The 18,090-nt window shown below is 42.6% G+C and carries 17 protein-coding genes; 9 read left to right on the top strand and 8 right to left on the bottom strand.

Annotated elements, in window-relative coordinates:
• Positions 1–37: 37 nt before the first annotated feature.
• The 3 genes from fabV to HC733_RS00800 form a co-directional block, all read right to left on the bottom strand.
• Positions 38–1,228 carry an enoyl-ACP reductase FabV gene (gene fabV, locus HC733_RS00810; RefSeq protein ID WP_190363163.1) on the bottom strand — a complete coding sequence of 397 codons (1,191 nt, stop codon included), beginning with the start codon at positions 1,226–1,228 and terminating at the stop codon, positions 38–40.
• Between the two features lie 70 nt (positions 1,229–1,298).
• Positions 1,299–1,613, bottom strand: a complete 315-nt coding sequence (locus HC733_RS00805; RefSeq protein ID WP_190363162.1) for a BolA family protein — start codon at positions 1,611–1,613, stop codon at positions 1,299–1,301.
• A gap of 54 nt (positions 1,614–1,667) precedes the next feature.
• Entirely contained in the window at positions 1,668–2,255 is a 588-nt protein-coding gene (locus tag HC733_RS00800) for an alpha-ketoglutarate-dependent dioxygenase AlkB (protein ID WP_194709926.1), read from the bottom strand.
• 38 nt (positions 2,256–2,293) lie between these two features.
• Between HC733_RS00800 and HC733_RS00795 the strand changes: the two genes are divergently transcribed.
• The 4 genes from HC733_RS00795 to HC733_RS00780 are packed head-to-tail and all read left to right on the top strand — an operon-like array spanning position 2,294 to position 6,024.
• Positions 2,294–3,439, top strand: a complete 1,146-nt coding sequence (locus HC733_RS00795) for a methyltransferase (protein WP_190363161.1) — start codon at positions 2,294–2,296, stop codon at positions 3,437–3,439.
• 3 nt (positions 3,440–3,442) lie between these two features.
• Positions 3,443–3,994: a YajG family lipoprotein gene (locus HC733_RS00790; protein ID WP_190363160.1), complete on the top strand. Its 552-nt coding sequence runs from the start codon at positions 3,443–3,445 to the stop codon at positions 3,992–3,994.
• The gene (locus tag HC733_RS00785) at positions 3,994–4,617 is read left to right on the top strand and encodes a peptidylprolyl isomerase (RefSeq protein ID WP_190363159.1); all 624 of its coding nucleotides are present in this window, start codon (positions 3,994–3,996) and stop codon (positions 4,615–4,617) included. The genes HC733_RS00790 and HC733_RS00785 overlap by 1 nt, the downstream gene beginning before the upstream one ends.
• Positions 4,618–4,632: 15 nt before the next feature.
• Positions 4,633–6,024 (top strand): AmpG family muropeptide MFS transporter, encoded by a 1,392-nt coding sequence (locus HC733_RS00780; RefSeq protein WP_190363158.1) that lies wholly within the window; start codon positions 4,633–4,635, stop codon positions 6,022–6,024.
• 99 nt (positions 6,025–6,123) lie between these two features.
• On the opposite strand, the gene HC733_RS00775 is transcribed toward HC733_RS00780, so the two are convergent.
• Both HC733_RS00775 and erpA read right to left on the bottom strand, forming a co-directional pair.
• Positions 6,124–6,366 (bottom strand): helix-turn-helix domain-containing protein, encoded by a 243-nt coding sequence (locus tag HC733_RS00775; protein ID WP_070983810.1) that lies wholly within the window; start codon positions 6,364–6,366, stop codon positions 6,124–6,126.
• 545 nt (positions 6,367–6,911) lie between these two features.
• On the bottom strand, positions 6,912–7,250 hold the full coding sequence (gene erpA / locus HC733_RS00770) for an iron-sulfur cluster insertion protein ErpA (RefSeq protein WP_190363157.1): 339 nt from the start codon (positions 7,248–7,250) through the stop codon (positions 6,912–6,914).
• Between the two features lie 187 nt (positions 7,251–7,437).
• Between erpA and HC733_RS00765 the strand changes: the two genes are divergently transcribed.
• From HC733_RS00765 to HC733_RS00745, 5 genes are all read left to right on the top strand, one after another.
• Positions 7,438–9,120 carry a chloride channel protein gene (locus HC733_RS00765; RefSeq protein WP_190363156.1) on the top strand — a complete coding sequence of 561 codons (1,683 nt, stop codon included), beginning with the start codon at positions 7,438–7,440 and terminating at the stop codon, positions 9,118–9,120.
• Positions 9,121–9,130: 10 nt separating this feature from the next.
• Entirely contained in the window at positions 9,131–9,565 is a 435-nt protein-coding gene (locus HC733_RS00760; protein WP_190363155.1) for a CopD family protein, read from the top strand.
• A gap of 109 nt (positions 9,566–9,674) precedes the next feature.
• On the top strand, positions 9,675–10,691 hold the full coding sequence (locus HC733_RS00755; RefSeq protein ID WP_190363154.1) for an aspartate carbamoyltransferase: 1,017 nt from the start codon (positions 9,675–9,677) through the stop codon (positions 10,689–10,691).
• A gap of 15 nt (positions 10,692–10,706) precedes the next feature.
• A complete protein-coding gene (gene hemL / locus HC733_RS00750) occupies positions 10,707–11,987 on the top strand; it encodes a glutamate-1-semialdehyde 2,1-aminomutase (protein WP_190363153.1) in 1,281 nt (426 codons plus the stop codon).
• A gap of 149 nt (positions 11,988–12,136) precedes the next feature.
• Positions 12,137–13,972 carry a methyl-accepting chemotaxis protein gene (locus HC733_RS00745; protein WP_190363152.1) on the top strand — a complete coding sequence of 612 codons (1,836 nt, stop codon included), beginning with the start codon at positions 12,137–12,139 and terminating at the stop codon, positions 13,970–13,972.
• A 22-nt stretch (positions 13,973–13,994) separates the two neighbouring features.
• On the opposite strand, the gene mrcB is transcribed toward HC733_RS00745, so the two are convergent.
• The 3 genes from mrcB to HC733_RS00730 all read right to left on the bottom strand — a co-directional run bounded on the left by mrcB (position 13,995) and on the right by HC733_RS00730 (position 18,059).
• A complete protein-coding gene (mrcB, locus tag HC733_RS00740) occupies positions 13,995–16,349 on the bottom strand; it encodes a penicillin-binding protein 1B (protein WP_190363151.1) in 2,355 nt (784 codons plus the stop codon).
• A gap of 129 nt (positions 16,350–16,478) precedes the next feature.
• Positions 16,479–17,708 carry an ammonium transporter gene (locus HC733_RS00735; RefSeq protein WP_190363150.1) on the bottom strand — a complete coding sequence of 410 codons (1,230 nt, stop codon included), beginning with the start codon at positions 17,706–17,708 and terminating at the stop codon, positions 16,479–16,481.
• 12 nt (positions 17,709–17,720) lie between these two features.
• A complete protein-coding gene (locus tag HC733_RS00730) occupies positions 17,721–18,059 on the bottom strand; it encodes a P-II family nitrogen regulator (protein WP_190363149.1) in 339 nt (112 codons plus the stop codon).
• Between the last annotated feature and the right edge of the window lie 31 nt (positions 18,060–18,090).

Here is an 18,090-nt window from a genome sequence, read left to right as displayed (position 1 = left end):
TGAAATTAGCCGTTTTCTCTAAGTGTTATTCACTTAGTTAGATAAGATTATTGATTGCCACGTCAGGGTTAACGTCTTGTTCATAATCTATTTCGTCGATACCAAAGCCAAATAAACGTAAGAACTCATTGTGATAACCCACGTAATCTGTCAGCTCATCGATGGTTTCTGTTTTAACGGTATCCCAAATGTGTTGTACGCGCGCTTGCACGTCATCTTCAAGCTCTTTGTAGTTTTGGAATAAATGGCCGCCTTCGTCAAAACGTGGCGTTTCACCATACAAGTTTTCACGGAATAAAGCATTGATCTGCTCAATTGTGCCCTCGTAGGTACCGTCGGCTTTCATTACTTTAAACAGCGCAGAGATATATAACGGCATAATAGGAATCGCAGAACTTGCTTGTGTTACAACCGCATTTAATGATGATACATATGCTTCACCGTTTAACGTAGCTGTAGCTTCCTTAATAGCAACCGTTGCGCGGTCTAAGTCTTCTTTGGCTTTACCAATGGTTGCATGACCATAAATAGGCCAAGTCAGTTCTTTACCAATATAGGTATAAGCAGTTGTCTTGAAGTTATCAGCTAATACGTCAGCTTGTTTAAGCGCGTCAATCCAAAGCTCCCAATCTTCGCCGCCCATCACTTTAACGGTGTTAGCAATCTCATCTTCGTTAGCTGCTTCTACCGTTACTTCATCAATTTCGCGCTTTGAAGTATTTAAGTTTTTCGTGGTAATGTCGCTGCCGATTGGTTTTAGCGTTGAAGAGTAAACCTCACCGGTTTTAGGGTCAGTACGACGAGGTGATGCCAAGCTATAAATAACTAAGTCTACTTTACCCATTTCAGCTTTTATGGTTTCAACTGTCTTTGCTTTTATTTCATCAGAAAACGCATCGCCGTTAATATTTTTTGACCATAAACCAGCTTCATCAGCCGCTTGCTGGAAAGCCGCAGTATTGTACCAACCTGCCGAAGCAGTCTTACGCTCTGAACCTTCTTTTTCGAAAAAGATACCTAACGTCTTCGCACCGGCACCAAAAGCAGCGGTGATACGCGAAGCTAAGCCATAACCAGTGGATGCACCGATAACCAGTACATTTTTAGGGCCATTGGCAATTGGGCCTTGTGCTTTAACATAAGCAATCTGCTCTTGCACATGTGCAGCACAGCCTTGAGGGTGTGCGTTGGTACAAATAAAACCACGAATTTTCGGTTTAACGACCATAATCAATCCTATAATTTTTCAAAAACTGTCATAGTTTAATGGTTGATCAGACAAATACAGGTCTGATCAGCTAGTTATCAAATTTTGAGCCGCCTAAACAATTAGGCGAATCAGGGGTTTGCCCTGCTCTTTCGCTGTATTCATCAGGCGTATACGCATGAATTGACAAAGCATGAATATGATTAGCCAGTTCATCTTTTAATATTTCATTAATTTTGCGATGGCGCTGCAACAGACGCTTGCCAGCAAACTCTTCACTTACAACCACTACTTTGAAATGAGAGTCTTCACCGCGCGAGTGCATGTGACTTTCATTAACAACATTGAGGTGCTTACAGCTAATAGCTGCCGCTATTTTTTCATGGATGAGTGCTTGCATCGACATGCTAACCTCTTCATTTAAGTTTCATTTATGAGCGCTACTATACGCTTTTGTACTTTATTGACCAACCGTTCTAAAGGTTAAATTAATTCGCCCACTACTGACTTTCGCTTGCATAGGAAGCGAGTGCTGGTAATCACGCTGGCTATCTCCATGCATGACTAGGCAACTTCCGCTTTGCAACATAATGTCATATTGCTGCTGTGTGGTTTTATGTTTGATTTTGAATTTGCGAGTCGCCCCCAAAGAAATAGACACAATGCATGGTTTAGCGCCAAGTTCAGCTTCATCATCACTGTGCCAACCCATTTTATCTTGGCCATTACGATACCAATTGGCGAGTAAGGCATTGAATCGATGTCCATAGGTTTGTTGCAAACGCCGACGCATCGCCAACAAGGGCTCTGGCCAAGGTGTATTCGCTAATGTTTGTTTTGAATAACTGTAAGACACCTCTTTGTCGGCAATAAAACACTGCATACGAGGAATGAGATGGTGCTTACCGTACACTTGAATGCTAGGTTGCTGCCAATTGAGCTGACGACATAAATAGTCATACAACGAAATGCTCTTAGATAAGCTCATCACCTTGGGATAATAATCAAAACCTGGAGGCAAGAGCTGTTCAGACTGGCTCGATGTCATGATACCATTGACCTATTCACTACATGTTACACAATATTATGACAACTGATGCGTTATTAGGTGGCCACGCCCTAACCTTACACCGTTTTCCTTTAGAACAAAAAAACCGTAGTCTGCAAGCATGGGATGCGGCCGACGAATACCTCATCGATCACGTACAGGAACATCATAACCAAGCTTTACGTATTTTGATACTCAATGACAGTTTTGGTGCGCTAACCTGTGCGTTAAAAGCTCTTGGCTGCAATCAAAGACACATCATTAACGTTAATGACTCCTTTGTTAGCCAGCAGGCTTGCCAGTATAACCTTGAAGAAAATCAACTTGAACAGGATGGCGTAAGCTATTTAGACAGCTTAAGCGAATACCCTCATGATGTTGACTTAGTTATTATAAAGGTACCAAAAAATGCTGGATTTTTAGCTCACCAACTGGCTCTGCTTAGCCATTTACCCAGTGGAATTAAAGTTATTGCAGGTGGCAAAGCCAAAGAGATCCACTCTTCTACACTGAAAAGCTTTAGCCATTTTTTAAGCGAGCCAACCACCAGTCTAGCTGTAAAAAAAGCACGACTCATTTTTAGTGAAACAACGGCAAAGCCCGTTAACAGCAAGTTTCCCGTGTCGTGGCCACTTGAAAAAACCGACTATACCCTGACCAATCATGCCAACGTATTCTCTCGAGATTCACTAGATATTGGCGCACGTTTTTTCATGAATTATCTACCACAGGGTAAAAAACCTTTAAAAGTAATAGATTTAGGCTGTGGTAACGGTGTGATAGGGCTTATGACTCTTAGCAAAATGCCCAACGCCGAACTCACTTTTATTGATGAGTCAGCAATGGCAGTTGCCAGTGCCGAAGTTAACATCACTGTAAATTTGCCAGATGCGCTAGAGCGCTGCCGATTTGTACAAAACGATTGTCTTAGTGACTTCACCCCAGGTTCAGCTGATCTAGTGTTATGTAACCCTCCTTTTCACCAAGCTCAAGCAATCACCGATCATATTGCCTGGCAAATGTTTGTACAGGCTAAACAGGTGCTGAAAAAAGGTGGTGAATTAAGGATCATCGGCAATCGCCACCTTGATTATCAAGACAAGCTAAACCGCTTATTTGGCAACTGTAAGGTGATAGGAAATAATAAAAAATTTACAGTACTCAGTACGATACGAAGAGGTTAAACGATGAAATTACCCACTGCTGTTTTCGCTGTTTTTTTAGCAGGCTGCGCCAGCGCACCTAAATCTGTGATCCTCAGTCCTAACTACTCGGCAGGACAATTAACGCGCCTAAACATCCCATTACAGGTTTCGGTAGAAGATAACCGCACAAGTAATTTTACCATACGCGTGCTAGAGCAAGAGCCCGCAGTGTATTTACCTGATGCGTCTCTACCAAATATCGTTGGCGATACGCTTCGCCAAGCGCTACAAACCAACGGCGCTCAATTAACTGAAATAACAAACAATCAATTTATTCTGCACATCAATGAGTTTGGTGCCAAAATCACAGAATCTTTGACTGAACATCAGAGCAATGCACACGCCAAATTTAGTATCGAAGTTGCCAAAGGCTCAAAACGCTTTGAAAAAAGCTATCATGCCAAAGCGCAGCTTAGTGGCCCACTAAAACATGATCAAGCCAAAATAGAAGGTCAACTCAATAACTTGACTGAGCTACTCATCACTCGCATTGTGTCTGATAAAGAACTTATTCAATTTTTACAGGGATCATAATGAAAAATATCATCATTTTCTTATCATGCTTATTGTTTTCTCTATCTAGTTTCGCAGCCAATAAAGAAGGCCGATTTGTACAAAAAGATAACCTATTTCCGCGTGTAAAAATGGTGACGAGCTTAGGTGATATCATCATTGAACTAGACAGGTCTCGTGCACCAATTACAGTAAATAACTTTTTGACTTATGTTATCAATGGCGATTACAAAGGTTCCGTATTTCATAGAGTAGAGCGAGACGAAGCCAACGAAACGGACTTTGTCATTCAAGGAGGTGGCTATGACAAAGAATATGATGGTATGTTCGAACGCGCCCCTATTTTTAACGAAAGTGGTAACGGCTTAAAAAATGATATGTACTCAGTTGCTATGGCATATCAAGACAACAAACCACATTCGGGTACTCGTCAGTTCTTCTTCAATATGAATGATAACGACCATTTAAACCCTGGTCGAGGTTGGGGCTTTGCAGTGTTTGGTAATGTAGTCGAAGGGTATGAAACTTTAGATAAAATCATGCAGGTTGAAACCGGCTACAACAGTAAGCTCGGCTATACATTTATTCCTAAAACACCTGTTGTTATTTTTGATGTCAGCGTACTCGAAGCAGAGCCCCTTTAATTAGCAAGGAATCACATGATCCTCAAAGCAAGTTTGCGTGAATATTTAGGCTACTACACTGACAAGCGCCTCGTGACTATTTTTATGTTGGGGATCAGCAGTGGCTTCCCATGGGTGCTGATTGGCTCAGTCATGTCTGCTTGGCTAAAAGATGAAGGACTTAGTCGCAGTATGATAGGCCTGTTTGGTATTGTCTTTGCGGCTTATACGGTTAATTTTTTATGGTCGCCATTGTTAGACCGTATCAAGCTGCCTATATTAGGAAGGCTCCTTGGCCAAAGGCGAAGCTGGATAGCATTATGCCAAGTGATCACCGCAAGCGCCGCACTTGCCATGTCAACCATCGTACTCAAAGAACAACTGTTTTTAGCTGCCCTATTGTGCTTTATTATTGCGCTTGCATCTGCAACACATGATATTGCAATTGATGCGTTTCGAATTGATTCTTTGCCAGAAGACGAAAGTGAAAAGGCAACCGCAGCTGCCGCCATGGCAACCTCTGGTTGGTGGACTGGCTATGCCCTACTAGGCGCAATGCCATTCTTTTTGGCTGATCTTCCAAACTTCGACTGGCCTTATATCTATATTATTCTTGCTGGCATCATGCTGATGCTGCTGTTGGTCACTTTGTTTGCCAAAGAGCCTGAGTCCATTCGCGACGTAGTGCAAGCACAACTAGAACAAGATTACCAGAATAAGCTTTCTAAGTTGGCTCCAGGCACAATTAGCCGCCTAAGTGCTTGGCTGGCTGTTACTTTAGTTGAACCGTTTAGAAGCTTTTTTAGAAAAAACGGTGTTAAAACCGCGCTTGCGCTATTGGCCTTTGTGTTTTTATTCAAAATTGGAGAGTCATTCTTGGCAAGAATGTCGATTGTTTTTTATAAAGAAGTAGGCTTTAGCAATAGCCAAATTGCACAGTACTCAAAATTGGGTACTGGCGTTATTACTATTATATTTGCCTTTTTAGGCAGTATATTCAATCACAAATACGGTATCGTCAAAGGGCTATTCATTAGTGGAATAGCAATGGCTGCGTCAAACTTAATGTTCTCATGGATAGCCATTGCAGGACCCAAAGAGCATTTATATGCACTTGCAATAGTCATTGATGGTTTTACGCAAGCGTGGTCACTAGTCGCTATGGTCGCGTTTATTTCCATGCTATGCGATAGAGCATTTAGTGCCACACATTATGCCTTATTGGCGTCATTAAGCAGCTTAGGGCGTACAGTGCTCTCTAGCTATAGTGGTGTGGTGATAGATGATTGGTTTGGTGGAAACTGGGCATTGTTTTTTGCCTTAACCGCCGTCATGGTTACCCCATCTTTAGCTTTCTTATATTTAATTAGACATAAGCTATACGCAATCGAAAGCGCGTATCATGGTAGAGATGTGACGACAAAATAAGTGAAGGCTATTGAAGGTAAATTAACTTTGCTGAATCAAGTGTTGAAAGTGAAGAAAGGTCGAGGTGCAATTCCTTGCACCTTATTGCTTAAGCAAGCATTACTGCTCGTCTTTCAGCAGGTGAAGTCCCTCATACGGGTCAACTTCAAGCGCTTCACAATAACGTAAAAACTCTATCACGTCTAAACGACGCTCTTGGTTCTCAATTTTTCCGATGAAAGAATGCGGAGTACCCAATACCTGTGCAAGGCTGCGCATTGTATGGCCTTTCTCATGACGCTTAGATTTTAGCCATTTAGTTAGCTTGCCGTTTTCTTCAGAAGAAACCGTTTTTCCCATCATATTAAACATCTCCTACTAGATGATATTCATAAAAAATTCAAATGAAATATGCCCGTCTCATTTGAAGTAATGTAATGTATACAATAGGAACACCAGCGAATAGCCTGATTTGTCCCTATGTACCAAATTAGGTATAGACTATAATTCTTTTAACACCTAATTAGAACTTAAACTATTTTTAACTTTCTACCGATGTAGTAAAGCCCCTTAACTTTAACAAAAATTTTATAAAATGTACCACTTTTAATAATAAAATATTTTTCTTTAAAAAATATAAACTTAGACCTAATATTAACAAATTAACCCAAATGTAGGCTGAATATATATGATCCGATTGCTGTTTTTATTACCAATTTTGCTGTGTTTTGCGTGGTATTGCTTTTTACGCACTAATGGTGTGCCAATAAAAAAGGGAAAAAAAGGTTTTTTATATATTTTGGCATTTAGTACCTTTGTATTAGGCTTCTTTGTTCTAATGATTCAGGTCACACACCAAACATAAAAAAAGCCACTATAAATAAGTGGCTTCATTCATTTAAAAACAGTTATACACTGAAACTAGCACCGCAACCGCATGTTGTCGTTGCATTTGGGTTATCGACAAAGAATCGAGCCCCTTCTAGCCCTTCTGTGTAATCTACCGTACCATCGATGAGGTACTGAATACTCATCGGATCAACAACCATAGTTACGCCATTTTTTTCAATTTCTAGGTCTCCTGGGTTGGCCTTTTCATCAAATGTGAAACCATACTGGAAACCCGAGCAGCCACCTCCAGTTACATAAACACGCAACTTAAGGTTCGGATTTTCTTCCTCTTCGATAAGCTCTTTAACTCGATTTGCTGCTGCATCGCTAAATTGGATAGGTAACTGTTCAGACATTTTCACTCGACCCTTGTACATTTTATGCGGCAATTATCTAATACCCGAGTGTTTTAATCAAGTATAGTTATTTGGCCCCTCACAAGGTTAAACAGTGCAAAAATAGCGAATTAAATATTCACTAATCAAGGACGCTATGACATTTTTTTGATAAACTTAAGTCCTTATTATGACTCGGAATTCAAACATGTCGCTGGATACTCTAAGGCGTCGCCTAGCCAAGCCCAAAACTTCTGTCCAATTATGCTTACTTGGCGTAATTGCTGGGCTATTGGCCGCCATTTTGATTATCCTGTTCCGACTTACCATCACACAAGTGCAAGCGTTGTTTTTGCAAACAAGCGATAACTTCTCAACACTTGCTGAATATCAGCGGGTCGTGTTACCTGTCCTTGGAGCCTTACTGATTGCGGTATTTGCTGATCTAACTGGTTTTAAACACTATCGTTTGGGTATCCCCTTTGTGATCCATCGCATCAAGCATCATTACGGAAAGATGCCAATATGGAACAGTGCTAACCAGTTTTTTGGTGGTGCTGTTGCTCTTATCTGTGGCTTCTCTGTTGGTAGAGAGGGCCCCTCTGTTCATATGGGAGCAACTGGCGCAAGTATTTTAGCCGAGCGTCTTCACTTACCACATAACGCAGCCAGAACGTTGGCGGGATGCGGCGTAGCAGCAGGTATTGCAGCGTCTTTTAATACACCACTTGCTGCCGTTATTTTTGTAATGGAAGTGGTACTTAGGGAATACAAAATACACATTTTTGTGCCCATCATGCTGGCCGCAGTAACTGGCGCATTAGCAACACAATTTGTATTCGGTAGTGATAGTGAGTTAGCTCTGTTCAGCATTACACCTTTAAGCTTTTGGCATTATCCCTATCTGATCCTCTGTGGAGTGGTTTTAGGTGCAATCGCCTTTAGTTTTAACCAAAACCTTATGCTTATTATTAAAACCTTTAATTCGGTAAACATGTTTCCTCGTTTGTTATTGGCAGGCCTTATCGCTGGATTTATTGGTTATATGGTTCCAGAAGCAATGGGTTCAGGTATGAGTGCCATCAGTTTAGCCGTTGACTCTCCCGATAATATGCAACTATTAACAACTGTTTTAATAGCCAAATTACTAGCAACTCTATTTGCAATTGGTTTAGGTATTCCCGGTGGTTTAATAGGGCCTGTTATCGGGCTGGGCGTTATTATGGGCACCTTGATGTCGTTCTTCGCCCAGTTTATTACCCCAGAACTTGATGTCAGCGGCACCTATGGCGTTTTAGGTATGGCAGGGCTATTAGCTGCTACTTTACACGCGCCACTTGCAGCATTAACAGCGGTAATGGAGCTTACCTCTAATCCACAGATCATCGTACCAGCCATGCTGGTAATATCAACGGCCTATGTCACGGCATTACAGGTTTTTGGCAATCGCTCTATCTTTTTGCAGCAACTGGATTTCCAAGGTCTCCCCTATCAGGTTTCTCCTGCAAGCGAAGCATTGCAAAAAGTCGGCATTATGGAAGAGATGGATGAAAACTTTAAACTTCTCTACTCTGACGATAAAGAACAAATAAAAGAAACTCTCGCTGCGGTGAACAGTCAAACGCCTTTGATCGTATATGATGAAGAAAATGGCTATAGACTCGCTGAATATGATTTGAGTTTAATGAGTGACCAAAATGTCGGGATTTCTTATATTCCACTACAAGGGTTAAGCAGCCAAGCCACTTTGTCAGATGCATTCGACATTTTAAAAGACAAGCGCAGTGGCGCGGTATATGTTTACAGCCAAAAAGATGATAAACAAATTATGGGACTATTACGATGGGACCAAATTCGACATATTTTAACTATTCGAAATAGTTTACTTTGATGGAGATGTAATGAGCGCACTTTTGATTTACAAAGCCCTACATATATTCTTTATGATTGCTTGGTTTGCTGGTATTTTTTATCTGCCTCGCTTGTTTGTTTATCACGCTATGACGGAAGAAAAATCCTGTAGTGCCATGCTAAAAATTATGGAAAGGCGCTTACTTTACTTCGTTACGCCATTTGCGTTGTTTACGCTGCTATTTGGCGTACTCACAATTTATGAGTATGGCAGGGAATGGTTTCGTCATAGCATGTGGCTGCACTACAAATTGGTGCTCGTAATTATCCTATACGCTTATCATGGTTACTGTTTTAAACTACTGAATGATTTTAAACACGACCGTAACCAAAAGAGTCATCGCTTTTATCGAGTGTTTAATGAATTTCCAGTGATACTTTTATTAGTCATTGTACTGCTCGCAATACTCAAACCTAATCTATAACTATGCTATGATAGCGCGCCAAATAACCGCGATGTTATGTCCGCGTTATCACGGTTGGGTTGCCTAGCTGTTTGTGACCCGTTGTTAAGTTGTGATTAGGAACCGCCCAATGTTAAGTTTCCAAGGTGAAAACATTCTTTCTGTCAATCAGTTAGACAGAGAAGCGATTGAACATATCTTTGCTGTAGCAAAAAAAATGGAGCCATACGCGAAAAAGCACAAGCGCACTCGTGTGCTCGAAGGTGCTATTTTAGCGAATCTGTTTTTTGAACCTAGTACTCGTACTCGAGTAAGCTTTGGCACCGCATTTAATCTACTCGGCGGTTTGGTGCGTGAAACAACAGGCATGCAAAGCTCTGCACTGGCTAAAGGTGAATCTCTTTATGACACCGCGCGCGTTATTTCAGCGTATGCAGATGCGGTTGCGATGCGCCATCCAGATGCAGGCTCTGTTAGCGAGTTTGCCACGGGCTCTGATGTCCCCGTGATCAATGGTGGTGATGGCCCTAACGAGCACCCAACTCAAGCGTTACTTGATTTGCTGACTATCGAACGTGAGTTAAGTCGTTTTGAGCGTGGCATTGATGGCATGCATATCGCACTTGTTGGTGATTTAAAGTACGGCCGCACGGTACATTCACTGTCTAAATTACTTTGCCACTACAAAGATGTTCGCTTCACCATGGTTGCTCCTGATGGTTTGCAAATGCCTGATTACATTCTTGATAGCGTCAGTAACGCAGGTCACAAAATTGAACTTGTCTCAAAAATGGAAGGCAATCTAGCGGCTGACATCGTATACCAAACACGTATCCAAGAAGAGCGCTTTCCGTCGCAAGAGGAAGCCAATAAGTACCGTGGTGGTTTTAGGATCAGCCAAGCCATTTACAACGCACACTGTAAACCAAGCTCAATTTTAATGCATCCGTTGCCTCGTGATAGCCGTAGTGATGCCAATGAGCTAGATAATGACTTAAATAACAACGATAACCTCGCTATTTTCCGCCAAGTACAAAATGGCGTACTTATCCGTATGGCACTCTTTGCCCTGACCTTAGGGGTCGAAAACCAAGTTGAAAAGTACGAAGCAGACGTGCCTTGGTTTAGCCGCAAAAGTAACAGTTAACCGATAGGAATCATAATGACAATTAGCAAAGATTTATTTATTCGTGCCCAAGCGTCCATCCCTGGTGGCGTAAACTCTCCAGTGCGCGCCTTTAATGGTGTGGGAGGTACGCCTCTTTTTATCACCAAAGCGCAGGGGCCTTATACCTTTGATGCTGATAATAACAAGTACATAGACTACGTAGGTTCATGGGGACCGATGATTTTAGGTCATAACCACCCACAAATAAAACAAGCCGTATTAGCTGCAGTAGAAAACGGCCTAAGCTATGGCGCGCCAACCGAAACAGAAATTCTTATGGCTGAAAAAGTCAAAGAACTGGTGCCATCCATTGAAAAAGTTCGCATGGTTAGCTCAGGCACCGAAGCGACAATGAGTGCTATTCGCCTAGCTCGTGGTTACACAGGGCGTGACAAAATTCTTAAGTTTGAAGGCTGCTACCATGGCCATGCAGACTCTCTGCTGGTAAAAGCAGGCTCAGGCGCACTGACTATGGGCGTGCCTAACTCACCGGGTATTCCAGCCGATTTTGCAAAACATACGTTAACTGTGTCGTTCAATAATTTGGACGAAGTAAAAGCTATTTTTGAGCAATATAAAGACGAAATTGCCTGCATCATCGTAGAACCTGTCGCGGGTAATATGAACTGTATTCCACCAGTACCTGGCTTTTTAGAAGGCTTGCGTGAGGTATGTGACAACCACGGTAGCGTGCTTATTTTTGATGAAGTGATGACCGGCTTTCGCGTTGCATTAGGTGGTGCACAGCAATACTACAACATTACACCAGACCTAACGTGCTTAGGTAAAGTTATCGGTGGTGGTATGCCTGTCGGCGCCTTTGGTGGTAAGCAAGAGATTATGGACTATATCGCGCCGGTAGGCCCAGTTTACCAAGCAGGTACTTTGTCAGGTAATCCAATCGCGATGGCTGCAGGTTTAAAAGCGCTTGAACTGTTAAGTGAAGAAGGCTTACACGCGCAGCTTGAAGCTAAAAGTAAGGCACTGTGCGATGGTTTCCAACAAGCAGCGGATGAAACAGGCATTGCGCTTACAACAAACTATGCAGGCGGTATGTTTGGCTTCTTCTTTACCGAGGCTGATAGCGTTAACAGCTTCGCTCAAGCAACAGAGTGTGACTTAGAGCGCTTTAAGCGTTTCTTCCACTTAATGCTTGAAGAAGGCGTTTACCTTGCGCCATCAGCGTTCGAAGCGGGCTTTGTTAGTACTATGCATACCCAACAAGATATTGATGATACCATTGCCGCAGCAAAACGCGCGTTTGCAAAGCTATAATCAAGCTCTATTCGCAGCTAGCTATCTTGGGCTAGCTGCACCTTCTTTTTAAAAGCATTTCATCCGCTTCGCACAAATTAAACAAACTTGAACTAAGATTAAGTTTTATCAGGTCTTTATAACACTACTACCCTAAGAAAGTGAACCTTATGCATGGACTAAGAGCTTTTTGTGCGCCCGCAATACATCTAATGGCAAACCTTAAATACAAAACCAAAATCACCTTGGTATTTGGTATTTTACTGGTGCCGCTGAGTGTCAGTTTGTTTTTCCTTACTAACATACTGTCTCATTCAATCAATATCAGTGCCCAACAGCAGCAAGGTTTGAATTTGTATCCAAAGCTGCTCAATAACATGATGCAAATGCAAGAACAGGATAATCACGCAATTGCCACAAAGGCCAACTACCAACTGAACTCGCAAGACTCGGTCATTGAGCAAGTATCAATTCAATCTAAGCTTGCAATCGATGATGACCTTGCTCGCTCGTATATCAACCGAGCCTTAGTCGAGTCTACCCCTAAATTGGTAGAGCAAATCAATGCCCTTGCCGAGCAAGCTCGCCTGGTGATAGAGCAAGGTGAATTTACCCCAGACAGCTTTATTGCCCTGTCGAACCTAAACAAAGTTCTGCTGACATTTTACACTCAGCTGGATACCAAACTGGCTGTGGCAATGATTGCAAACCCGCAAACAAAAAAGCAATTGCAGCAACCGATTGAACGTTTAGAAACCAGCCTAACTCGATACAAAAATACCATCAAAGAAAAGCTACTAGACCCAGATAACTTAGAGCTGTCGAATGCCCAGTTCAAGCAGCTTCATCAAGCGGTTATTACAGATGTGTCTGAGTTGATTGGCCAAGCAACGCCTTTGTTAAATCAACTACTAACAGACAAAATTACCAGACAAAAATTCATCCGAAATGGCGTCGCTATCGCTTCTGCACTCAGTCTTTTATTGGCAATATACTTAATGTACGGCTTCTACTTCGCGGTTGTAGATAGTATTTCCAGCTTTGCTGACGCAGCAGCCCTTGCTGCACAAGGTGACTTACGCGCCAAAGCCAACCCCTATGGCAAAGATGAAATGACCATCATTGTTGCCCAATACAACAAAGTGCTAACGGCTTTCATTGCGCTATTAAAAGATGTCAATACAACCAGCTTAGAGCTTGATGGTGAAACCTCAAAGCTCACCCAAATCAGCCATGATACCCGTAGTGATGTTGATCAACAGCAGCATAAAATAAGCATGATCCATGGTGCTTTGAGTGAAATGGCCCATGTTGCAGATTCGGTAGAAAGCTCCGCGCAACATGCCACTGAATTAGCCAGCACCGCAGCACAGCAAGTTAAGCAAAGCTCTGCAAACACCACTGAACTAGCTCAACATATGACACTGCTGCAAAAAGAGTTTGAAGAAAGCCGCATAGCACTGGATAAACTTGCCCAAGATAGCCAAAACATCAGTAAAGTCAGCGCAGCCATTAGTGAGATTGCAGAGCAAACCAACCTACTAGCCCTAAATGCTGCCATAGAAGCTGCCAGGGCCGGAGAGCAAGGTAGAGGCTTTGCTGTGGTTGCCGATGAGGTGAGAACCTTAGCTAAAAGAACCCAACAACAAACCGAGGAAATACATACCATAATTAGCTCTTTGCAAAATGCCTCGAACGATACACAAAGCAAAATGCGCAGCAGCGTAGAGAAAATGGAGCAAGGTGTTGCGGCAGCCGATCAAACCAACCAAGTATTACAGCAAGCTCAGCAAAGTATGGTTAAAATTGATGAGCAAGGTGCCCATATCGCCCAGTTGGTGCAACAACAAAGCCGGGCTACACAACAAGCGCTTATCGATGCCAGTGAAGTCAATGAACTTGCTGAACATACACTAAGCTCAGCACAGGCAACGGAAGAAGATGCCTTAAAACTAGCTGCAATGGCTCAAAAATTACAAAAAGCAATGAATCAGTTCAAAAGCTAGCTAGTTCTCAAGACCTCGGTGTTTATTCACACAGAGGTCTTGGCTTAAACTCACTTTCACGTATCGGCAACTGGATCACCTTACCGCACCCTGGGGGTGCTTGTTTACCCGTCAGCGGGTTTACAAATGCCCAGCGAACATCACTTGGGCGATTGTCGGCTATGGCTTGTGGGTTAAGTGGTTTCAAGTAACGGATATAAAGCTCTAACGCGCCATTGGCACCGGTTAGACCAGTCGATTGATTGTCATCCCTTCCCAGCCAAGTAACCGTTACCGTATTATGGTCAAAACCTGCAAACCAGCTGTCTCGTAAATCATTACTGGTGCCCGTTTTTCCCGCTAGCTGAATAGATGGAAAGTGTACATTCAACCTTTTTGCAGTGCCTTCTTTAGTCACTTTCTTTAATCCATACTTAGTCATATAGACAGCTTGCTCACTAAAGCGCTCACGATTTATTACATCATGCTCATAAAGCACCTTACCAGTGGCATTGGTCATCGCAGAAATCGTGGTAAGTTGACGGTAAACTCCATTGCCCGCAAGTGTGGTGTACATTTGCGCAACTTCAAAGCTCGACAGCTCCAACGCACCTAACAACAGCGAAGGATATTGATTTATTTGCGACTCTATACCGAGTTTTTTAAGTGTAGCGGCAACATTATGCACTCCAACATCGAGCCCTAAATTCACCGCGGGGATATTAATACTGTTACTAAATGCTTGATAAAGAGGTAAAACACCTCGGTATTTATGATCAAAGTTTTCAGGGCGCCATACATCACCTGACTCATCAGTGACTTGTAGCGGGCCATCTTCAAGCAATGTACCTAAATTGTATTTAGGTTTTTCCAATGCTGTTAGATAAATCGCAGGCTTAACTAAAGAGCCGATGTTGCGTTTAGTATCTAGTACGCGGTTAAATCCACTAAAGCGCACGTCACGCCCAGCTACCAAAGCAGACACACCGCCTTTAGCGACATTGACAGAGATCATTGCTGTTTCCAGTTGCTCTGTATCAAAACGCCGTTCAAGGTATGGCAGGCCAGTGCGCACCGCCTCTTCCATCGCTGCTTGTTTTTGCAGATCAAAATAGGTAAAAATCCGTACCCCTGCGTTGATGATTTCTTGATTTGTCAGTAACGCTTTAAGCTCTCTATCAACCAGTTCTAGGTAGCCTGGATAGTTTTGTTCGCGACTCTTTTTTAATGGCTGGACTTTGACAGGCCTTACTAATGCTTGGCGCAGCTCATTGGTTGAGATATATCCTTGCTCTGCAAGTAATCGCAGTACCAAGTCTCTCCTCTCTTGTACACGCTCAGGATAGCGCCTTGGGTTGTAAAAAGAGGGTCCTTTAACCATCGCAACCAACATAGCAATTTGGTCAAACTCAAGCTCATCAACGGGTTTAGCAAAATAAAACTCCGCAGCCAAGCCCATACCGTGCACTCCTTGGTTGTATGCTTGACCCATAAAGACTTCGTTAAGATAAGCTTCTAAAATTTCATCTTTGCTATAACGATAATCCAAGATCAGCGCAATAAAGGCTTCATTGATTTTTCTAACAATTGAGCGTTCGCGAGTTAAGTAAAAATTTTTCGCCAATTGCTGAGTCAAGGTACTGCCACCTTGCACCGTTCGTCCCGCTTTCAGGTTGGTGTATAACGCGCGTAAGATTGACCACACAGACACGCCGTGGTGATCATAGAAATTCCTATCTTCAACCACCAGCAATGCCTGTTTCAAAATATTGGGAAACTTATCTAAAGGCACAAACTCTCGGTCTTGTTTAGATTCATTACCAATACGAGCAATTTGTACAGGCTCCAAGCGCGCTTGTTTTATGCGTCGACCATTTTCATCAACAATATTGACTAAGCGTTTACCGGCAAAACTTAAAGTAAATACCTGCCCAGGCTCCGCGCCATTATAAAACTCGAAAGCTCGACGATATATTTTTATAGTTCGCCCTTGCAGCACGTATTGCCCCGTACGGTTAATTTTATTTACCTGAGAGTAGTTAAGACGCTTGAGCTCCCAAATAACTTCATCTTCTGATAGAAACTGCTCTGGATAGAAGTCCATGGCTCGCGCATACACTTGTACAGGCAACTGCCACTTACTGCCTTCAAATTGGCGAGTGATTTTTGCATCTAAGTAAATTAAATAAAAACTGACGAGCACCACAATAGCGATAGTGCCTTTGTAAAAAAACCGCCAGCAAGTTTGTAAGATACGATGTTTGATTGCCCCAACAGCAGATTTACGAGGAGGAGTTTTCGCTTTAGATGCAGAGGCTTTTCTGCGACGCGTATTGGCTGGTGTATTTGTAGACTTTTTTTGGGGTTTCTCTGCGTCGTTATTCTTTTTATCTACCATGCCACTTATTACAAACTTCTGAGTTAATTATGCCGAAGCATAGAGTACCCTAGATTAACCAAGCCTGAAAGAGAGAACGGGCCATTTTGGCCCGCTCATGCAATTTAATAAGTGTTAATGTTGCGTGCTTTATTGGCTGCGAACAGACACAAACTCAGGGTATGCATCAATACCACAATCATGTTGATCCATACCGTTTATTTCTTCTTCTTCGCCAACACGAATACCCATAGTCGTTTTTAGTAATGCCCATACTAGATAAGACACAACAAATACAAATCCTAGGATACATGCTAAGCCAATCAGTTGATTTACAAATGTCGCATCGCCGTTAGATAAAGGCACTAACATCACCCCTAAAATACCACAGGTACCGTGCACTGAAATTGCACCAACGGGGTCATCGATTTTAGCTTTATCTAAGAATACGATACTAAATACCACTAAAGAGCCACCCAGAGCCCCCAACATACATGCAAGTAATGGCGTTGGTGATGCAGGCTCAGCAGTAATAACCACTAATCCAGCTAATGCGCCATTTAACACCATCGTTAAGTCTGCTTTCCCCCACAGTGCTTTACACACAAGTAGCGCCGCGATTGCCCCAGTAGCTGCAGCCGCATTGGTATTTAGCAAGATTTGGCTGACTGCTACTGCATTTGACTTATCCGCCAAGAATAATTGCGACCCGCCATTAAAACCAAACCAGCCCATCCACAAAATAAACGTACCCAGTGTCGCTAAAGGCATGTTTGAGCCTGGAATTGGGTAGATTTCACCATTTTTGCCATATTTACCTTTACGTGCACCTAGCAATATTACCCCTGATAATGCCGCCGCAGCTCCTGCACCGTGTACAATCGCCGATCCTGCAAAATCAACAAAACCAAGTTTAGATAAGAAGCCTCCGCCCCATGTCCAGTAACCTTCCACTGGATAGATAAACCCTGTAAGTACTACAGTGAAGGCCAAAAATGCCCATAACTTCATACGCTCAGCAACAGCACCTGATACAATCGACATGGCGGTAGCGACAAAAACAACTTGGAAAAAGAAGTCAGACTCTAAGGCATGATCAGCATCCGCAGCCGCCTCTCCAATCAATGCACCAAAACTTGGCACGATTCCGCCTTCGGTATTGCCCACATACATAATGTTGTAACCAACGAGCAAAAACATCGTACACGCTATCGCATAGAGGGTAATATTTTTAGTTAAAATCTCTGTGGTGTTTTTTGAACGAACCAATCCAGCTTCGAGCATGGCAAACCCTGCTGCCATCCACATAACCAGTACGCCCGAAATTAAAAAGTAAAAAGTGTTTAAAGAAAATTTCAGTTCTACAATTGCGCTTTCCATTGTCCGGCCCCCTTAAATTGCTTCTTCATCTAATTCGCCGGTACGGATCCGCACGACTTGGTCTAGGTCATATACAAAGATTTTTCCATCACCGATTTTTCCCGTGCTGGCTACTTTTGTCAGTGTGTCGACTACACGTTGTGTATTTTCACTGAGTGTTGCAATTTCTAGCTTAATTTTTGGAATAAAATCGACTTGATATTCAGCACCACGATATAACTCGGTATGACCTCGTTGACGGCCAAAGCCCTTCACATCAACCACTGTCATACCTTCAATACCTAAATCTGCGAGCGCTTCTCTTACCTCATCCAATTTAAATGGTTTTATTATTGCACTTATCATTTTCATTGTTGGTCCCCTTAGGACAGGTTTATCCTGT

It is taken from the genome of Pseudoalteromonas sp. S16_S37, from assembly GCF_014694405.1.
GTDB lineage: Bacteria > Pseudomonadota > Gammaproteobacteria > Enterobacterales > Alteromonadaceae > Pseudoalteromonas.
This window is presented reverse-complemented; position numbering and strand designations above follow the sequence as displayed.

Excerpts from the sequence above, each read along its gene's own strand:
- fabV (WP_190363163.1), bottom strand. The coding sequence starts at position 1,228 with ATGGTCGTTAAACCGAAAATTCGTGGTTTTATTTGTACCAACGCACAC.
- HC733_RS00805 (WP_190363162.1), bottom strand. The coding sequence starts at position 1,613 with ATGTCGATGCAAGCACTCATCCATGAAAAAATAGCGGCAGCTATTAGC.
- HC733_RS00800 (WP_194709926.1), bottom strand. The coding sequence starts at position 2,255 with ATGACATCGAGCCAGTCTGAACAGCTCTTGCCTCCAGGTTTTGATTAT.
- HC733_RS00795 (WP_190363161.1), top strand. The coding sequence starts at position 2,294 with ATGACAACTGATGCGTTATTAGGTGGCCACGCCCTAACCTTACACCGT.
- HC733_RS00790 (WP_190363160.1), top strand. The coding sequence starts at position 3,443 with ATGAAATTACCCACTGCTGTTTTCGCTGTTTTTTTAGCAGGCTGCGCC.
- HC733_RS00785 (WP_190363159.1), top strand. The coding sequence starts at position 3,994 with ATGAAAAATATCATCATTTTCTTATCATGCTTATTGTTTTCTCTATCT.
- HC733_RS00780 (WP_190363158.1), top strand. The coding sequence starts at position 4,633 with ATGATCCTCAAAGCAAGTTTGCGTGAATATTTAGGCTACTACACTGAC.
- HC733_RS00775 (WP_070983810.1), bottom strand. The coding sequence starts at position 6,366 with ATGATGGGAAAAACGGTTTCTTCTGAAGAAAACGGCAAGCTAACTAAA.
- erpA (WP_190363157.1), bottom strand. The coding sequence starts at position 7,250 with ATGTCTGAACAGTTACCTATCCAATTTAGCGATGCAGCAGCAAATCGA.
- HC733_RS00765 (WP_190363156.1), top strand. The coding sequence starts at position 7,438 with ATGTCGCTGGATACTCTAAGGCGTCGCCTAGCCAAGCCCAAAACTTCT.
- HC733_RS00760 (WP_190363155.1), top strand. The coding sequence starts at position 9,131 with ATGAGCGCACTTTTGATTTACAAAGCCCTACATATATTCTTTATGATT.
- HC733_RS00755 (WP_190363154.1), top strand. The coding sequence starts at position 9,675 with ATGTTAAGTTTCCAAGGTGAAAACATTCTTTCTGTCAATCAGTTAGAC.
- hemL (WP_190363153.1), top strand. The coding sequence starts at position 10,707 with ATGACAATTAGCAAAGATTTATTTATTCGTGCCCAAGCGTCCATCCCT.
- HC733_RS00745 (WP_190363152.1), top strand. The coding sequence starts at position 12,137 with ATGCATGGACTAAGAGCTTTTTGTGCGCCCGCAATACATCTAATGGCA.
- mrcB (WP_190363151.1), bottom strand. The coding sequence starts at position 16,349 with ATGGTAGATAAAAAGAATAACGACGCAGAGAAACCCCAAAAAAAGTCT.
- HC733_RS00735 (WP_190363150.1), bottom strand. The coding sequence starts at position 17,708 with ATGGAAAGCGCAATTGTAGAACTGAAATTTTCTTTAAACACTTTTTAC.
- HC733_RS00730 (WP_190363149.1), bottom strand. The coding sequence starts at position 18,059 with ATGAAAATGATAAGTGCAATAATAAAACCATTTAAATTGGATGAGGTA.